Genomic DNA, 15,794 nt, shown 5'->3' with positions numbered 1-15,794 from the left:
TCAGGCCGGACCCGACCAGCTCACTTCGCGCCGAGCGCGTCGGCCACCCGGTGGTGGACGGCGGCGTCGGCACCTCGGCTCTGGCGTTCCAGGGTGCGGGCCAGCGCCCGGCGGGCCCACCCGTTGGCCGGCGCGAGCTCCACCAGGCGGGTCAGGCACTCCTCGGCGCGGGCCAGCTGGGCGGCGCCGTAGTAGCTGCGGGCGAGCAGCTCGAGCGCTGCCTGGTTGCCCGGCTCGGCGGCCACCACCGGCTCCAGGACCCGGGCGGCCTCGGTGGGCTGCCCCATGGCGAAGAACAGGTCGGCGCGCAGGTACTCGGAGTGCAGGTCGATCTCGAACGGCTGGGTCTCGAACGGCTGGGTCATGACGCTCCTTCCGACCGGACCAACACGGGCCTCGGGCATGCGCTTCCCCGCCACGCTGCGCGCCGGGTTCATCACGCAACGAAACAAGAAAGGGTGTCCACGACCGGATGGCCCGCGATCGCCTGGGTACGAGACCGATGCCGGAGCCAGCCCGGCCCGACGCCCTGCCACTCCCGGAGTCCCGCATGGCCCTCTCCCTGCGCCACCGCACCGCGTCTCCCCCCACCGCCTCCCCCAGCCCCGGCGAGCACACCGAACCCGCCGAGGCCCCAGCCACCGGTACCGCCCGGACGGTGCCCGCCGTGCACCGCATCGGCGCCGTCGTCGTCGCCGCGGTGCTCGCCGTCTTCGGCGTGCTGGGGCTCGTCGACGGACTGGACTACTTCTCCACCGACGGCGAGCGCATCCTGGGCCTGTCCTCCAACGGCCTGCTGTCGACCATCTCGCTGGTCACCGCGGCGGTGCTGGTCGCCGCCGCACTGCACAGCTCCCGCACCGCCTCCACCGTGATGATCGTGGTGGGCGCGCTGTTCCTGGTCTCCGCGCTGGTCAACATGGCGCTGCTGGAAACCGACTGGAACTTCCTCGCCTTCTCCATGGCCAACGTCATCTTCTCGATCTGCGCCGGCCTGGTGCTGCTGATCCTCGGCGCCTACGGCCGGGTCAGCGGCAACCTGCCCGCGGACTCCCCCTACCGGGCCGACCGGCCGGCGACCGACGAGGACGACGGCACCGGCCAGGAGCTGCCCACCAGCCCGGCGGAGGCCGAGGCCGAGCGGGCCATGCGCGATGCGGAGCTCGCCGTCGTGGAGCACCGCGCGACCCCGGAACAGCAGCGCCGGGTGACCGCGATGGCCCAGGTGCGCACCCGCGCCGACCGCCGCCGGGTCTGGATGGAGATGGACGGCCGCGCACTGCGGTGACCAGCCGCCCTGCCGGGCAGGCCCCCGACTGTCCGGCAGGGCCCCGCATCCGGGGAAGTAGCCTCGCCCACGCCATGTCCTCCGTCGCGATGTCCTCCGCACAGACCGCCCTCCCCCCGCCCGGCCCCGGGCCGGCGCGGGACCGGGCCGACGCGTGTCCCGGCGCGCTGCAGACCCACACCGCCGCCGACGGTGGCCTGGCCCGGGTGCGCGTCCCCGGCGGCGGCCTGACCGCGGGGCAGCTGCGCACGCTGGCCGCCGCCGCCCGCGACCTCGGTGACGGGCACCTGGAGCTGACCAGCCGCGGCAACCTCCAGCTGCGGGGCCTGCCCGCCGGCGCCGAGACCGAGCTGGGCGAGCGGCTGGCCGCGGTGGGCCTGCTGCCCAGCGCCACCCACGAGCGGGTGCGCAACGTGCTGGCCAGCAGCCTCTCCGGCCGGCGGGGCGGGCACCTCGACGTCCGGCCCTGGGTGCGCGCCTTCGACAGCGCGCTGCTGGCCGACCCCGCCCTCGCCGAGCTGCCCGGCCGGTTCCTGGTCGCCTTCGACGACGGCCGCGGCGACGTGGCGGGGTTGGGCGCCGACGTCGCCCTGCTCGCCCTCGCCCCCGACGTCGTCGCCCTGCTGCTCGGCGGTGCTGACTCCGGGGTCCGTGCCCGGCCCGGGGACGCGGTCGCCCTGGCGCTGGCCGCGAGCGCGGCGTTCGTCGCCGAGCGTGCGGCCCAGGGTGGCACCGCCTGGCGGCTGGCCGAGCTGGTCGACGGCTGGGCGCGGGTCACCGAGCGGCTCACCGGCCGGCGGCCGGACGCCCCGGGCCGCGAGCGGGTCAGCGCACCGGTCACCGGGCCCGCCGGCGTCCTGCCCCAGGACGACGGCCGCAGCGCCGTCGCCGTCGTCGTGCCGCTGGGCAGGCTCTCGGCCGAGCAGGCCGAACTGCTCGCCGACCTGGCACCTCAGGTCGAGGTCACCCCCTGGCGCACCGTCGTCGTCCCCGACCTGGCCGACGCCGACCAGGCGGCAGCCGCGCTGACCGGTGCCGGCCTGGTCGCCGAGCCGAGCAGTCCGTGGCGGCTGGTCACCGCCTGCGCCGGACGGCCGGGCTGCGCGAAGTCGCTGGCCGACGTGCGGGCCGACGCCACCGCCGCCGTGGCCGCGGGCACGCTGCCGGCCGGCGGCGCCCGACAGCACTGGGCCGGTTGCGCCCGCCGGTGCGGTCGCCCGACCGGCCGCGTGGTCGACGTCGTCGCGACGCCGACCGGTTACCTCATCGAGAAGGACTGATGTACTCCTACGAGCACGACGGCGCCGAGATCTACCGGCAGTCCTTCGCCACGATCCGCGCCGAGGCCGACCTCTCCGGGCTGCCCGCCGACGTCGCCCAGGTCGCCGTCCGGATGATCCACGCCTGCGGGCAGGTCGACCTGGTCGCCGACGTGGCCTGGTCCGACGACGTCGTGGCGAGGGCCCGGGAGGCGCTGCACGCCGGCGCCCCGGTGCTGTGCGACGCGCAGATGGTCGCCTCGGGGGTCACCCGGCGGCGGCTGCCGAAGGACAACGACGTCGTCTGCACGCTCAACGACCCGCGCACCCCCGACCTGGCCCGCGAGCTCGGCACCACCCGCACGGCCGCAGCGCTGGAGCTGTGGGGCGACCGGCTCGACGGCGCCGTCGTGGCGATCGGCAACGCGCCCACCGCGCTGTTCCACCTGCTGGAGATGGTCGCGGCCGGCGCCCCCCGGCCGGCCGCCGTCATCGGCATCCCCGTGGGCTTCATCGGCGCGGTGGAGTCCAAGGAGGCGCTGGCCGGCTCGGACCTGGACTTCCTCGTCGTCCGCGGCCGGCGCGGCGGCAGCGCGATCACCGCCGCCGCGATCAACGCGATCGCGAGCACGGTCGAGTGACCGCCGAAATGGCCATTCCGGCGGAACGGGGGACTCGGTGACCGGGCGGCTGTACGGGATCGGGCTGGGGCCCGGCGACCCGGAGCTGGTCACGGTCAAGGCCGCGCGGCTGATCGGCGCCGCCGACGTCGTCGCCTTCCACGCCGCCCAGCACGGCCGCTCCGTGGCCCGCGGGCTGGCCGAGCCGTACCTGCGCGGCGGCCAGGTCGAGGAGCTGCTGGTCTACCCCGTCACCACCGAGACCACCGACCACCCCGGCGGCTACCAGGGGGCCATCGACGAGTTCTACGAGGCCGCCGCCGCCCGGCTGGCCGCGCACCTGGACGCCGGCCGGGACGTCGTCGTGCTCGCCGAGGGCGACCCGTTCTTCTACGGCTCCTACATGCACATGCACAAGCGGCTGGCGCACCGCTACCCGACCGAGGTGGTGCCCGGGGTGACCAGCGTGAGCGGTGCCGCGGCGGTGCTCGGCCGGCCGCTGGTCGAGCGCGACGAGGTGCTCACCGTGCTGCCCGGCACCCTCCCTGCCGACGAGCTCGCCGAGTGGCTGGCCACCACCGACTCCGCCGCGGTGCTCAAGCTCGGCCGCACGTTCGGCAACGTCCGGGACGCCTTCGACGCCGCCGGGGTGCTCGACCGCGCCGTCTACGTCGAGCGGGCCACCACCGGCCGGCAGCGGGTCGCCCCGCTGGCCGAGGTCGACCCGGAGACGGTGCCCTACTTCTCCCTCGCGCTGCTGCCCAGCCCGCTGACCGGCCCGGGCAACACCCCCGAGCGCCCGGACGACGAGGCGCAGCGCACCGGCGAGGTCGTCGTCGTCGGGCTCGGCCCCGGCAAGCGGTCCTGGACCACGCCGGAGGTCGCCGAGGCGCTGGCCGAGGCCGACGACCTGGTCGGCTACGGCCCCTACCTGGACCGGGTCCCGGCCAACCCGCGGCAGACCCGGCACCCCAGCGACAACCGGGTGGAGGCCGAGCGCGCCGCCGCCGCCCTGCAGCTGGCCAGGGACGGACGCCGGGTGGCGGTGGTCTCCAGCGGCGACCCCGGCGTCTTCGCGATGGCCGCCGCGGTGCTCGAGGTGGCGGCCGAGAGCTTCCCCGACGTCGAGGTGCGGGTGCTGCCCGGGCTCACCGCCGCGCAGGCCGTCGCGTCGCGGGTGGGCGCCCCGCTCGGGCACGACTTCGCGGTGATCAGCCTCTCCGACGTCCTCAAGCCCTGGGACGTCGTGCTCGGCCGGCTGCGCGCCGCGGCCGCGGCCGACCTGGTGCTCGCGCTGTACAACCCGCGCTCCAAGGCCCGGCCGCACCAGCTGGCCGAGGCGCAGAAGGCGCTGCTCGACGTCCGCGACCCCGACACCGTGGTGGTCGTCGGCCGCGACGTCGGGGGTGCGGAGGAGTCGGTGCGGGTGACGACGCTGGCCGGGCTGGACCCGGAGACGGTCGACATGCGCTGCCTGCTGCTGATCGGCTCGACCCAGACCCGGGTCACGCCGTCCGGCCAGGTGTTCACCAGCCGCCGCTACCCGGGCAGCTGAACCGTGCGCGCCGTCGTGCTGCTGGTCCTCGGGACGGTGCTCGCCGGGTGCTCCTCGGGCGGGCGGGCGTGCACCGAGATGGGCGTGGACACCGGCGTGGGCGTGGACACCACCGCCCTGGACCTCCCGGCCGGCACGACCGCCCACGTCTGCCTGGGCGGGGAGTGCGCCGACGTCGAGCTCGGCGCCGACCCCACCTCCCGGACGGACGTCTGGTGGGGCCGCCCGATCCCGGACGAGGAGACGGTGCGCGTCTCGCTCACCCTGCACGACCCGGCCGGCGCGGAGCTGTGGTCGGCCGGGACGCCGGTCGACACGGAGGTCGCGTTGCCGAACGGCCCCGGCTGCGGCGAGTGGACCGTGCTGCCCGGGCTGACCGCCACCCCCGACGGCCGCCTCACCCGCTGACCCGGGAACAGGACCGGCTGGTTGGGCCTTGCACCCGTTCGTGCCCCGAGGAACGCTCTCCCGCCCGGCCGCCTTCTGGTCGGTCGCCGTCCTGCTGATCCTGATGCTCGCGGCCTCGGGTGTCCCCTCCCCGCTCTACCGGGTCTACGCCGAGGAGTTCGGCTTCGGCTCGGGCACGCTGACCGTCGTCTTCGGCGTCTACGCCTTCGCGCTGCTGCTCTCCCTGCTGGTGGTGGGGAGCCTCTCGGATCACGTCGGACGGCGGCCGGTGCTGGCCGTCGCACTGCTGGTCGAGGCGGTGTCGATGGTGCTGTTCTGGGCCGCCGACGGCGTGGGGTGGCTGCTGGTGGCCCGCGTCGTGCAGGGGTTCGCCACCGGGGCGCTGACCGCCGCGTTCGGCGCCGCCCTGCTGGACACCCAGCGCGCGGAGCGGCCGCTGGGCCCGCTGGTCAACTCCGCGGGCCCCGGGCTGGGCCTCTCCCTCGGCGCGGTGGGCGCGGGCCTGGCCGTGCAGTTCGTGCCGGAGCCCACCGACTGGGTGTTCGGGGTGCTCACCGTGCTCTGCCTGGCCGCCGCGGCCTGGGTGCTGCTGCTGCCCGAGACCTCGCCCCGGCGGCCGGGGCTGGCGGCCTCCCTGGTGCCGAGCGTGCACGTGCCCGCGCCGCAGCGGCGAGCGTTCCTGCTGGTGCTGCCGTGCCTGATCGCCACCTGGTCGCTGGGTGGGCTCTACGCCTCCCTCAGCCCGTCGCTGGCCGCCACCGTCTTCGGGGTCACCGACCACGTCACCGGCGCGCTGCCGATCCTGGCGCTGAACGGCACCGGGGTGATCGGGTCGCTGACCATGCGGTCGATGGCCCCCACCCGGGGGATGACCGTGGGCGCCCTGGTGTTCGCCACCGGCGTCGCCGGCACGATCGCCGCCCTGTGGACCGGGTCGCTGGCCCTCTTCTTCGCAGCCGCGGTGGTCTCCGGGTTCGGGTTCGGCGGCGCCTTCCTCGGGGCGATGGCCACGGTGACCGCCGGCGTCGACCCGGGCCAGCGGGCGGCGCTGATCTCGGCGGTCTTCACCGTCAGCTACCTGGCGTTCAGCCTGCCGGCGATCGCCGCCGGGACCGTCGCGAACTCCGTGGGCCTGGAGGCCACCGCCGAGGTCTACGGCGCGGTGGTCATCGTCCTCGCGCTGACCGCGATCGCCGGGCTCGCGCTGCACCGCCGTCGGCCCGCGATCACGCCGGCATCGGTGGGGCAGCCGCGGCCGGAACCGGTCCACGACAGATGACGGTTGTCCCGGCCGGCGCCCGTCCGTAACTTTCGGCGCGTGCCTGCCACGACCGCGATCAGCCTCGGATCGGTGAACGTCGAGGCCACCTCACCGCGGGCACTGGCGGGCTTCTGGGCGGAGCTGCTCGGTGGCACCGTGGTCGGCGACCACGAGGGCCGGGTGTTCGTGTCCGCCCGGGAGCCCGACGGTTTCGCCATGTTCTTCCGGCCGCGCTCCGGCCCCCGGCCCGAGCGGCCGGGGCAGCACCTCGACCTCACCGTGCCGTGGGGGTGCCGCGAGGAGGAGGTCGCCCGGGCGGTCGCGCTGGGCGCCACCCACCAGTGGGACGTGCTCGACGAGGTGCCCTGGGTGCAGTGGTCGACGCTGGCCGACCCGGAGGGCAACCCGTTCTGCCTCGCCGAGCACCCGCCGTCCCGCCTGACGACGCCCGGCTGACTCCCCCCCTCCTCGCTTTCCGCGCGGAAAGCGAGGGAGTCCGCCCCGCTTTCTGCGCGGAAAGCGAGGAGGGGTCAGTCGGCTCCGGCGCGGCCGACGGCGGCGCAGAACCGGTCGTGGTCGGCGCGGGCCTCCCCCAGCGGCTCGAGCACCTCCGCGTCGGCCACCTCGGCCACCCGGTCGAGCAGCCGGCGGCGCGCCTGCCGGCCCCGCCGTCGCGCCCCGGCGCGCACCAGCGGGCGGGCCACCAGCGCGAGCAGCAGCCCCGCCAGCAGCCCGCCGGCCAGGAGCAGCGTGGGCAGCGGGATGCCCTCCACCCGGGGCAGCGGCACCACGTCGTCCAGCTGCAGCAGCCCCAGCCCGACGAGGCCGAGCAGCCACAGCGCCCCGGCCAGCGCGACCAGCGCGAGCACCCACTGGAGCCCGCCGACGGCCCGCTGCCACAGCGGGGTGCGCTGCGGCCCCAGGTCGGTGCCGGCCACGGCCCGGTCCAGCCGGTCGGCCAGCCGCTCCTGGGACACCTCCGCGGTACGCCGGAGCTCGTCGCGCCACGCCTGCGGCAGCCCGTGGCCGGCCTCGTCGCGGGCCCGGCGCAGCGCCGCACCGAGCGCCGCCTGCTGCACCGCTCCGGCCGGGGGCAGGGACGTGCGGGCGGCCTCGGAGCCCAGGTGCAGCCGGCGCAGCGGGTCGCTGCGGAGCTTCGACGTCCAGCGCAGCACCGGCCAGCCGGTGTGCTCGGCGCCGCGGCGGCGGGCCGACTGCTCGACCGCCGTGGCCACCGCGGGCACGCCGGCGGCATCGGCCAGCGCTCCGACCAGCCCCTCCCGCTCGCTCCGGTCCCGGCTGCGGTCGGGTCCGGCGTCGGGCGCGCAGTGCGCGGCGAGCCCGGCGGCGGCACTCCGGGCGTCGGCGGCCAGCCGGTCGGTCGCGGCCCGGCGGGCGCCGACCCGGCGGGCCAGCTCCGCGCGCAGCTCGGGCAGCCCGGCGCCGGTGCGGGCGGCGGTGGCCAGCAGCGGCGTGCCGGCCAGCCCCTCGGCGCCCAGCAGGCGGCGCAGGTCGGCCAGGCAGGCACGGGCGGCGGCCTCGTCCAGCCGGTCGACCTGGTTGAGGACGACGACGAGCACCCCGGCGTGCCCGGCCAGCGGCGCCAGGTAGCGGGAGTGGACGGCGGCGTCGGCGTACTTCTGCGGGTCGAGCACCCAGACCAGCACGTCGACCAGCTGCACCAGCCGGTCGACCTCCAGCCGGTGCTCCACCCGGATGCTGTCGTGGTCGGGCAGGTCGAGCAGCACCAGCCCGTCCAGTGCGGGGTCCCCCTGGTCGACGCGGTGCCGGCGGGGTACCTCCAGCCAGTCGAGCAGCCGGTCGGCGCCGTCGGCGCCCCAGACGCTGCCGTGCGCGATGCCGGTGGTCGGCCGCCGCACGCCCGGGGTGCTCACCTCGCTGCCGCTCAGCGCGTTGAACAGCGTGGACTTGCCGCTGCCGGTGGCCCCGGCCAGCGCGACGACGGTGGCGTCGCCGAGCGCCTCTCGCGCCCCGGCCTTGGCCAGCAGCGACCGCGCGGCGCCGACCTCGGGCACCTCCAGCCGGCCCTCGGCCACCTCGACCGCCTCGCGCAGCGCGCCCAACCGGTCGGCGAGCGAGGTCTCCCGCCGCCTCACGCGGCTGCCCCGCGGGCGGCCGCGAGCGCGGCGACGGCGGCGCGCAGCCGGTCGGCGGCCCCGGGCGCGGGGGCGGCGTCGGCCAGCAGCTCGTCGAAGCGGGCCTGCTCCTCGCGCAGCAGCACGTCGGCGCGGGCGTCGAGGTCGGCCCGCGCGCGGGCGGCGAGCTCCCGGACGGCGGCGTCGCCGAACACCGCCTCCAGCACCCGCTGGCCCAGCGCGGTCGTACCCCCGGCGACGACCACCTCGGCGCCGGAGAGCCCGGCGGTGGAGGCGAAGACCGCGACCATCACCACCGCGCCGGCGCCGTTCACCCCCCAGGACAGCAGCCGGGCCCGGGAGCGCTTGCCGGCGCCCTCCGTCCGCACCAGCTCCAGCACGGTGCCCTGCCAGTCGCGGACGGCGTCGGCCGCCGCACCGGTGAAGTGCGGCGAGACGCCCTCCAGCTCGGCCTCCCGCCCGGCGAGCAGATCCGGCCCGCCGGGCAGCGACCGCCAGCTGGTGACCGTGCGCTCGGCGGCGGCGTCGGCCTCCGCGCGCAGCAGCAGCTCCACGCCGGACTCCAGCGCACCCTGCAGCGAGTCGGCCGGGGTGGGCCGGCCGGTCAGCGAGGCGGTGAGCCGGTCGCGCAACCGGCCGACCTGACCCTGCAGCGAGCGCATCCACTCCCCGGTGCCGACGAACTCCTGCCAGCGGGAGAGCACCTCCCCGCGCAGCAGGCTGCCGTTGCCCACGCCCTCGTCGACCGCGGCCCGGGCCCGGGCGTAGCTGGCGTCGGCGGCGGTGACCAGCGCCTCCGCGGCGGTGGCCTGCTCGACCACCCCCGCCTCGACGGCGGTGACACGCTCGTCCAGGCTGGCCAGCGCCCCGGCGAGGGTCTGCCGGACGACGGCGGCGCGCTGCTCGGCGTCGGCGGCGAGGCCGTGCAGCCACGCGCGCAGCGGGCCGACCTGCTCCTCGGGCAGGAACCCCTCGGTCAGCGGCCGCTCCTCCACGACGAACAGCCGGGCTGCGCCCAGCCCGCCGCGCTCGAGCATCCCGGCGAGGTCACCGGCCACCTCGGTGGCCGCCTCCGGGGGCACCCGGTCCAGGACGACGGCCAGCGCGGTGCCCCGCTCCTGGGCGGTGCGCAGCAGGTCCCAGGGGACGGCGTCGGCGTAGCGGGCCGCCGTGGTCACGAACACCCACAGGTCGGCGGCGGCGAGCAGTTGCCCGGCCAGGTCGCGGTTGGCCTCCACCACCGAGTCGACGTCGGGGGCGTCGACCAGCGCCAGCCCGGCCGGCAGCCCGTCGTGGGTGACCAGCTGCAGCCCGCCCGGACCGGCCGCACCCCCGGTGGTGCGGGCCAGCCCGGGCAGCACCCGGTCACCGGCGAACGCCGCCCGGTCGGCGGGGGCGCAGACCAGCACGGGCGCCCGGGTGGTGGGGCGCAGCACGCCCGGCGCGGTGACGTGCGCCCGCAGCAGGCTGTTGACCAGGGTCGACTTCCCGGCGCCGGTGGAGCCGCCGACGACGGTGAGCAGCGGGGCGTCCAGGTCGCGCAGCCGGGGCAGCAGGTAGTCGTCGACCTGGTGCACGACGTCGGCGGCGGTGCGGGCCGCGGCGTCCCGCCCGGGGGTGGCCAGCCCGAGCGGCGCGGCGGCGACCTCGTCGCGCAGCGCCTGGAGCGCGTCGGTCAGCGGAGGGCTCGTCACCGCCCGTTCCTAGCCCGCCGGGGCACTGGTCACTCCTCCGCCTCCTGCACCGTGCGGCTGGTCCCTCTGCAGGGGCCCGTGCCGAGCCTGCGAGGTGCGGGGGGCAGAGGGGTCCTTCCATCGTTGCCCTTCGGGTCGGCCAGCACCGTCCAGCTGGCGTCGTCGTCGGGTTGGCCGACGTCGACGCGGCAGGCACCGAGGGCCAGCAGCCGGTCCTGCTCCGCGGCGGTCGTGGCCCCGTCGGCCCGCAGGTCCAGGTGCAGCCGGTTCTCGACCGTCGTGGCCTCCGGCAGACGTCGATCTGCCCCCGTCACCACCGATGCTCGGTTCCGCCACCACGTCGGCGTCGACTGATCCCGCCGTCCCGCTCAGCCGGGCGTGCACCGCTCCCGCAGCACGGGCACACCCGGCCCGGTCAGGTCGTCGCAGAAGGTCGCGCGACCGGCCATCGTCATGGTCAGCGCCAGGGTCGTGCCCGTGACCGACGGCCCGTCCCCGGCGGTGAACGGGCCGTCGGTGGCCGCCAGACGCAGGCCCCGGGCCGCGGTCCGGCTGTTCACGGCGAAGTCCCGGGAGGCGTAGAAGCGCGCCACCGCGGTGACCACCGGCACCGGCGGAGCGGCGGTCAGGCCGAGCGGGCGGCGGATGTCCTGGGCGTGCACGACCACCTCGCCGAGCCAGGCGGCGGTGTGCCCGGTCGGGGCGGTGGTGCTGGGAACGACCGCCCGGAAGCGCGCCAGGGTGGCGGCGGGGTCGGCGCCTCGCTGCTCGGCCATCCGGCGGTCGTTGTGCCGGTCGGCGTCGAACCGTGCGGCGAGCATGCTGGCCAGCCAGCGGCCGCGTCCGGTGCTGGCCGCGGCGGTCAGGTGGGCGAGCACCTGCTCGATGGTCCAGCGCCCGCACAGGGAGGGCCGGGCCCACTGCGCCGGCGTCAGCTCGGTCAGGTCCGCTGCCAGGGCGGCGCGTTCTGCGTGGGCGGCTGCCCACAGGTCCTCGGTGGTGAGCGTGGCGTCGGGCACGGGGTCCTTCCTGTCGCATCGGTCGCTGCCGGAGGGAGGACCCGACCTGCCCGCGGAAGTCATCGGTCCGGTCGGCGGGAGGCAGCAGCTGGTGCTCGGCGACGGCGAACGGTGGTGCCGGTCAGCCCAGCCGCAGCCAGTGGTCCGCGGCCGGCGGTGACTCGGTCAGCTCCGGCATGGCTGCGGCCGCGGTGAACACCGAGCGGACCCAGTGGGTGCACTCCCAGTTCCACGCCCACAGCGTCGTCGTCCCGACGTCCGGACTGCTGACAGGGACGTACAGGGCGCTGAGCAGGCCGGCGAAGCTGAGGTGGACCCCGTCGTGGTCGGCGGCGAGAGCGCTCCAGGTCGGAGCCAGGCCGTTGTCGATGCCGGCCGCATCGCGCAGGTTGGCGTCCGAGCCGTGGTGGGTGGCCGGATCGCCGTAACGGGCGCACAGGTCGTGCCAGTCGCCGGCGGAGTGGACCTCGGCGACGCGGGCGCGCTCGGCAACCCGCAGGCGCTGCTCGGCCACGGGGTAGACCGCATCCCAGTCGCTGCACCCGCAGGCCAGTTCGGCGTGTGCGCTGGACCGGATCGGCTCGTCGGCCGGCACCGCCAGCTCGGTGGAGGTGATCAGTGCGTGCGCGGGCTTCTGTGCGTACGTCTCCCACCCGCTGAGCGGCCCGGTCGGCACGGCCACGTCGAACGGCCCGGGTCGGCGGTCCTCCCGGCCGGTCAGCAGCAGTTGCGCATCGCGCTGCAGCGGGGCGTCCCACCAGCTGTTGCGCTCGTCGGCCAGCACGTCGGCCAGCACGTCGGCGAGCAACGGTCGCGCGTCCGCCAGGACGTCGGCACGAACGGCGGCCGGTCGACGACCGCCGCTCCAGGGGTTCAGCTCGCACAGGGCAGCGCTGGCCAGCGTGCACGCCGTGGCGGGGTCGGCCAGCTGGTCGGTGCCCAGGTCGTTGCGGGCAGCCAGCACGAGGAACGCAGCGGCCAACGGGGCCCGCAGGAACTCGTCGACGCGGTGCTCCAGGGTGGCCACGGCGCCAGTCTCGACGATCGGAGGACACCAACACTGCCGGTCGACCGCGCGCCCGCTCGGCTCTTCCGCCGCTGCGAGCTGAGCGCGAAGCGCTTCCCTGCGACCGTCGACACCAGACCACCGACGTCGACTGATGGCCGGGCGGGGGCACGGCAGCAGCGTCAGGTCGGCGAAACCACCCCGCAGCGAGCCGTCCCCGGGACGCATCGCGACCTGGTCAGAGGCAGCCCAACGCTCCCGGGACCTCGCGCGGGGTCGCGACGACCGCGGCCGCGCCGGCGGCCTCCAACTCGCCCGGCGGTGCCGGGCCCCAGCCGGCGCCGATGCAGGGCAGCCCGTGCGCCCGCGCCCCCAGCACGTCGTGCAACCGGTCGCCCACCAGCACCGGGCGCTCGCCGTCCGGGTGCGCGGCGAGGGCGGCGGCCACCACCTGCTCCTTGTGCCGCACCCGCCCGTCCAGCGTCGCGCCGTGCACGCTCGCGAACCGCGGCAGCAGCCCGGTGTGCTCCAGGATCCGGACGGCGAACGGCTCGGGCTTGCTGGTCGCCACCGCCAGCCGAGCACCGCCGTCGGTCAGCTCGGCCAGCAGATCGGCGATGCCCGGGTACACCGGGGCCTGCAGGATCGCGCCGGCCGTGTAGTGCGCCCGGTAAGCGGCCACCGCCCGGTCGACGTCGTCCCCGGTGATCCCGAACGCGGCGGCGAAGCCCTCCCAGAGCGGTGGCCCGACCATCGACCGCAGCTGCGCCTCGGTGGGCGCGGGCAGCCCCAGCTCCGCGGCGGCCACCCGGATCGAGGCCCAGATGCCGGGCGTGGAGTCGACCAGCGTGCCGTCGAGGTCGAACAGCACCAACCTCACCGCAGCCACGCGAGCGCCTCCTCCACCGTCGCCACCGTCTCGACGCCGGGCGGCAGCGGCGGACGGCGGATCAGCACCACCGGGATGCCGAGCTCGCGGGCGGCGACCAGCTTGGCCTCGGTGAGGTGCCCGCCGGAGTCCTTGGTGACGACGACGTCGACCGCGTGGTCGCGCATCAGCACCAGCTCGTCGGCGACGCTGAACGGCCCGCGGTCCAGCAGCAGCGTCGCCCCGGCGGGCAGCGGTTCGTCGGGCGGGTCGACCGAGCGGACCAGCACCCGCCCGGGCAGCCCGGCGAAGACCCCCACGCCCTGCCGGCCGGTGGTCAGGAAGACGCTGCGGTAGCCGGCGACCGCCTCGGCGGCCTGGGTCGATGTGTCGACAAATCGCCAGGTGTCCCCCGGGCCCGGCGTCCAGCCGGGGCGCTGCAAGCGCAGCAGCGGGGTGCCCTGCCGGGCCGCCGCGGCCGCGGCGTTGGCGGTGATCCGCGCGGCGAACGGGTGGGTGGCGTCGACGACGGCGCGCGGCGCGTGCTCGGCCAGCCACGCGGCCAGCCCGTCGGGGCCGCCGAACCCGCCGATCCGAACCGGCCCCTCGGGCAGCACCGGGTCGGCGACCCGCCCGGCCAGGCTGCTCAGGACGTCGACCCCCCGGGCGAGCAGCGCCGCCGCCAGCCGCCGCGCCTCGCCGGTGCCGCCCAACACCAGCACCTGACCGGTCACGCCGTCCCCCCGTCGCCGAGTGTCGAGCAGTCGACGCCTGCCCCGCGGGCGAGGCGTCGGCAGGTCGGCACTCGGTGGCGGTGCACCATGTGCCCGTGAGCAGGGACGGTGCCAGCGGGCTGCGGCACGGCTGGACGACGGGTGCCTGCGCGACCGCGGCCACCACCGCCGCCTACACCGCGCTGCTCACCGGCGAGTTCCCCGACCCGGTGCAGATCGACCTGCCCAACGACCGGCACCCGGCGTTCGCGCTGGCCCGCGAGTCCCTGGCGCCCGGCAGCGCCTGGGCGGCCGTGGTGAAGGACGCCGGCGACGACCCCGACGTCACCCACGGCGCCCTGGTGTCGGCGCGGGTCACCGCCGGCGAGCCGGGCAGCGGGGTGCTCTTCCGCGCCGGGGAGGGCGTGGGCACGGTGACCAAGCCCGGCCTGCCGCTGGCCGTGGGCGAACCGGCGATCAACCCGATGCCCCGGCAGTTCATCCGCGAGCACGTGGCCGCGGTGGCGCGCGAGCACGGCGGCACCGGCGACGTCGTCGTCGAGGTGTCGATCGAGAACGGCGCGGAGCTGGCGCGGCGGACCTGGAACCCGCGGCTGGGGATCCTCGGCGGGCTGTCGGTGCTGGGCACCACCGGCGTCGTCGTCCCCTACTCCTGCTCGTCCTGGATCGACTCGATCCGCCGCGGCATCGACGTCGCCCGCGCCGCCGGCCGGGAGCACGTGGCCGGGTGCACCGGGTCGACCAGCGAGCGGGTCGCGCAGGAGCTGTACGGCCTGCCGGACGACGCGCTGCTGGACATGGGCGACTTCGCCGGGGCGGTGCTGAAGTACCTGCGCCGCCACCCGGTGCCCCGGCTGACGATCAGCGGCGGCATCGGCAAGCTCGCCAAGCTGGCCGAGGGGCACCTGGACCTGCACTCGGCCCGCTCGCAGGTGTCGTTCACCGCGCTGGCCCAGCTCGTGGCCGACGCCGGGGCCGCGCCGGAGCTGGTCGAGGGCGTGCGCGCGGCGAACACCGCGCTGGACGCGCTGCGGCAGTGCCAGGCCGCCGGGCTGCCGCTGGGCGACCTGGTCGCCGCCGGCGCCCGCCGGACGGCGGAGGGCGTGCTGCTCGGCGCGCCGGTCGAGGTCGACGTCGTGGTGATCGACCGGGCCGGCGTGATCGTGGGGCGCGGCTAACGGCATCGCGTCGTCGAGTAGAGGTGGCTGTCGGGGAACTCGCCGGCGGCGAGCACCCGGCCGACGATCACGACGGCGGTGCGCCGCACCCCGGCGTCGGCGACCTGCTGCGCGATGTCGGCGAGCGTGCCGCGCAGGGTGAGCTCGTCGTCCCGGCTGGCCTTCGCCACCACCGCGACCGGGCAGTCCGCGCCGTAGTGGGCGGCCAGCTCGGGGGCGAGCTCGTCGATGCGCTGCACGGCCAGGTGCAGCACCAGCGTCGCGCCGGTCGCGGCGTAGGCGGCCAGCTCCTCCCCCGGCGGCATCGGCGTCGAGCGGGCCGATGTCCGGGTGAGGACGACGGTCTGCGCCACCCCCGGCACGGTCAGCTCCCGCTTCAGGCTGGCCGCCGCCGCCGCGAACGCCGGCACGCCCGGGACGACGTCGTAGGGCACCCCGGCGGCGTCCAGCCGGCGCATCTGCTCGGCCATCGCGCTGTAGACGGAGGGGTCGCCGGAGTGCAGCCGGGCGACGTCGAGCCCCGCCTCGTGCGCGGCGACCAGCTCGGCGGTGATCGCGTCGAGATCCAGGTCGGCGGTGTCGACCAGCCGGGCACCCTCGGGGGCGGTGTCCAACAGCTCGCGCGGCACCAGCGCGCCGGCGTACAGGCACACCGGGCTGGCCGCGATGATCCGGGCCGCCCGCACGGTGATCAGGTCCGCGGCGCCGGGCCCTGCGCCGATGAAGTGCACGGTCACGCGGCCACCCCCTCGAGCCACGCTTTCCGCGCGGAAAGCGAGGTCCGCAG

The 15,794-nt window shown here is 76.8% G+C and carries 17 protein-coding genes; 8 read left to right on the top strand and 9 right to left on the bottom strand.

Annotated elements, in window-relative coordinates:
* Positions 1-20: 20 nt before the first annotated feature.
* Entirely contained in the window at positions 21-365 is a 345-nt protein-coding gene (locus ACI79A_RS04360) for a tetratricopeptide repeat protein (RefSeq protein ID WP_457080308.1), read from the bottom strand.
* Positions 366-658: 293 nt separating this feature from the next.
* On the opposite strand from ACI79A_RS04360, the gene ACI79A_RS04355 reads away from it, so the two are divergent.
* From ACI79A_RS04355 to ACI79A_RS04325, 7 genes are all read left to right on the top strand, one after another.
* Positions 659-1,288, top strand: a complete 630-nt coding sequence (locus ACI79A_RS04355; RefSeq protein ID WP_457080306.1) for a DUF4383 domain-containing protein — start codon at positions 659-661, stop codon at positions 1,286-1,288.
* 74 nt (positions 1,289-1,362) lie between these two features.
* The gene (gene cobG, locus ACI79A_RS04350; RefSeq protein ID WP_457080304.1) at positions 1,363-2,568 is read left to right on the top strand and encodes a precorrin-3B synthase; all 1,206 of its coding nucleotides are present in this window, start codon (positions 1,363-1,365) and stop codon (positions 2,566-2,568) included.
* Entirely contained in the window at positions 2,568-3,188 is a 621-nt protein-coding gene (locus ACI79A_RS04345; protein ID WP_457080302.1) for a precorrin-8X methylmutase, read from the top strand. Before cobG ends, ACI79A_RS04345 begins: the two co-directional genes overlap by 1 nt.
* A 37-nt stretch (positions 3,189-3,225) precedes the next feature.
* A complete protein-coding gene (locus ACI79A_RS04340) occupies positions 3,226-4,722 on the top strand; it encodes a precorrin-2 C(20)-methyltransferase (RefSeq protein ID WP_457080300.1) in 1,497 nt (498 codons plus the stop codon).
* Between the two features lie 3 nt (positions 4,723-4,725).
* Positions 4,726-5,130, top strand: a complete 405-nt coding sequence (locus ACI79A_RS04335) for a hypothetical protein (RefSeq protein ID WP_457080298.1) — start codon at positions 4,726-4,728, stop codon at positions 5,128-5,130.
* 40 nt (positions 5,131-5,170) lie between these two features.
* Positions 5,171-6,409 (top strand): MFS transporter, encoded by a 1,239-nt coding sequence (locus ACI79A_RS04330; protein WP_457080296.1) that lies wholly within the window; start codon positions 5,171-5,173, stop codon positions 6,407-6,409.
* A 39-nt stretch (positions 6,410-6,448) separates the two neighbouring features.
* Positions 6,449-6,847 (top strand): VOC family protein, encoded by a 399-nt coding sequence (locus ACI79A_RS04325; protein WP_457080294.1) that lies wholly within the window; start codon positions 6,449-6,451, stop codon positions 6,845-6,847.
* Between the two features lie 74 nt (positions 6,848-6,921).
* Here the strand turns inward: ACI79A_RS04325 and ACI79A_RS04320 are convergent, their stop codons facing one another.
* The 7 genes from ACI79A_RS04320 to ACI79A_RS04290 form a co-directional block, all read right to left on the bottom strand.
* Positions 6,922-8,508: a GTPase gene (locus tag ACI79A_RS04320; protein WP_457080292.1), complete on the bottom strand. Its 1,587-nt coding sequence runs from the start codon at positions 8,506-8,508 to the stop codon at positions 6,922-6,924.
* Complete coding sequence (locus ACI79A_RS04315; RefSeq protein ID WP_457080290.1) at positions 8,505-10,202, bottom strand: ABC transporter; 1,698 nt, start codon at positions 10,200-10,202, stop codon at positions 8,505-8,507. Before ACI79A_RS04315 ends, ACI79A_RS04320 begins: the two co-directional genes overlap by 4 nt.
* Before the next feature lie 29 nt (positions 10,203-10,231).
* The gene (locus tag ACI79A_RS04310) at positions 10,232-10,516 is read right to left on the bottom strand and encodes a VOC family protein (RefSeq protein WP_457080288.1); all 285 of its coding nucleotides are present in this window, start codon (positions 10,514-10,516) and stop codon (positions 10,232-10,234) included.
* Positions 10,517-10,570: 54 nt separating this feature from the next.
* Positions 10,571-11,221, bottom strand: a complete 651-nt coding sequence (locus tag ACI79A_RS04305; RefSeq protein WP_457080286.1) for a maleylpyruvate isomerase family mycothiol-dependent enzyme — start codon at positions 11,219-11,221, stop codon at positions 10,571-10,573.
* A gap of 121 nt (positions 11,222-11,342) precedes the next feature.
* The gene (locus tag ACI79A_RS04300) at positions 11,343-12,248 is read right to left on the bottom strand and encodes a hypothetical protein (protein ID WP_457080284.1); all 906 of its coding nucleotides are present in this window, start codon (positions 12,246-12,248) and stop codon (positions 11,343-11,345) included.
* Positions 12,249-12,465: 217 nt separating this feature from the next.
* On the bottom strand, positions 12,466-13,116 hold the full coding sequence (locus tag ACI79A_RS04295) for an HAD hydrolase-like protein (protein ID WP_457080282.1): 651 nt from the start codon (positions 13,114-13,116) through the stop codon (positions 12,466-12,468).
* On the bottom strand, positions 13,104-13,829 hold the full coding sequence (locus ACI79A_RS04290) for a cobalt-precorrin-6A reductase (protein ID WP_457080280.1): 726 nt from the start codon (positions 13,827-13,829) through the stop codon (positions 13,104-13,106). The genes ACI79A_RS04295 and ACI79A_RS04290 overlap by 13 nt, the downstream gene beginning before the upstream one ends.
* Positions 13,830-13,924: 95 nt before the next feature.
* Between ACI79A_RS04290 and ACI79A_RS04285 the strand changes: the two genes are divergently transcribed.
* A complete protein-coding gene (locus ACI79A_RS04285) occupies positions 13,925-15,007 on the top strand; it encodes a cobalt-precorrin-5B (C(1))-methyltransferase (RefSeq protein ID WP_457080278.1) in 1,083 nt (360 codons plus the stop codon).
* Here ACI79A_RS04285 and cobM read toward each other — a convergent pair.
* Complete coding sequence (gene cobM, locus ACI79A_RS04280; protein WP_457080276.1) at positions 15,004-15,744, bottom strand: precorrin-4 C(11)-methyltransferase; 741 nt, start codon at positions 15,742-15,744, stop codon at positions 15,004-15,006. The two genes, ACI79A_RS04285 and cobM, sit on opposite strands and share 4 nt — an antisense overlap.
* Positions 15,745-15,794: the final 50 nt, after the last annotated feature.

Source organism: Modestobacter sp. SYSU DS0657 (genome assembly GCF_054050925.1).
Note: the sequence above shows the minus strand (reverse complement) of the source record. Positions and strands in the feature narration are given on the sequence as shown.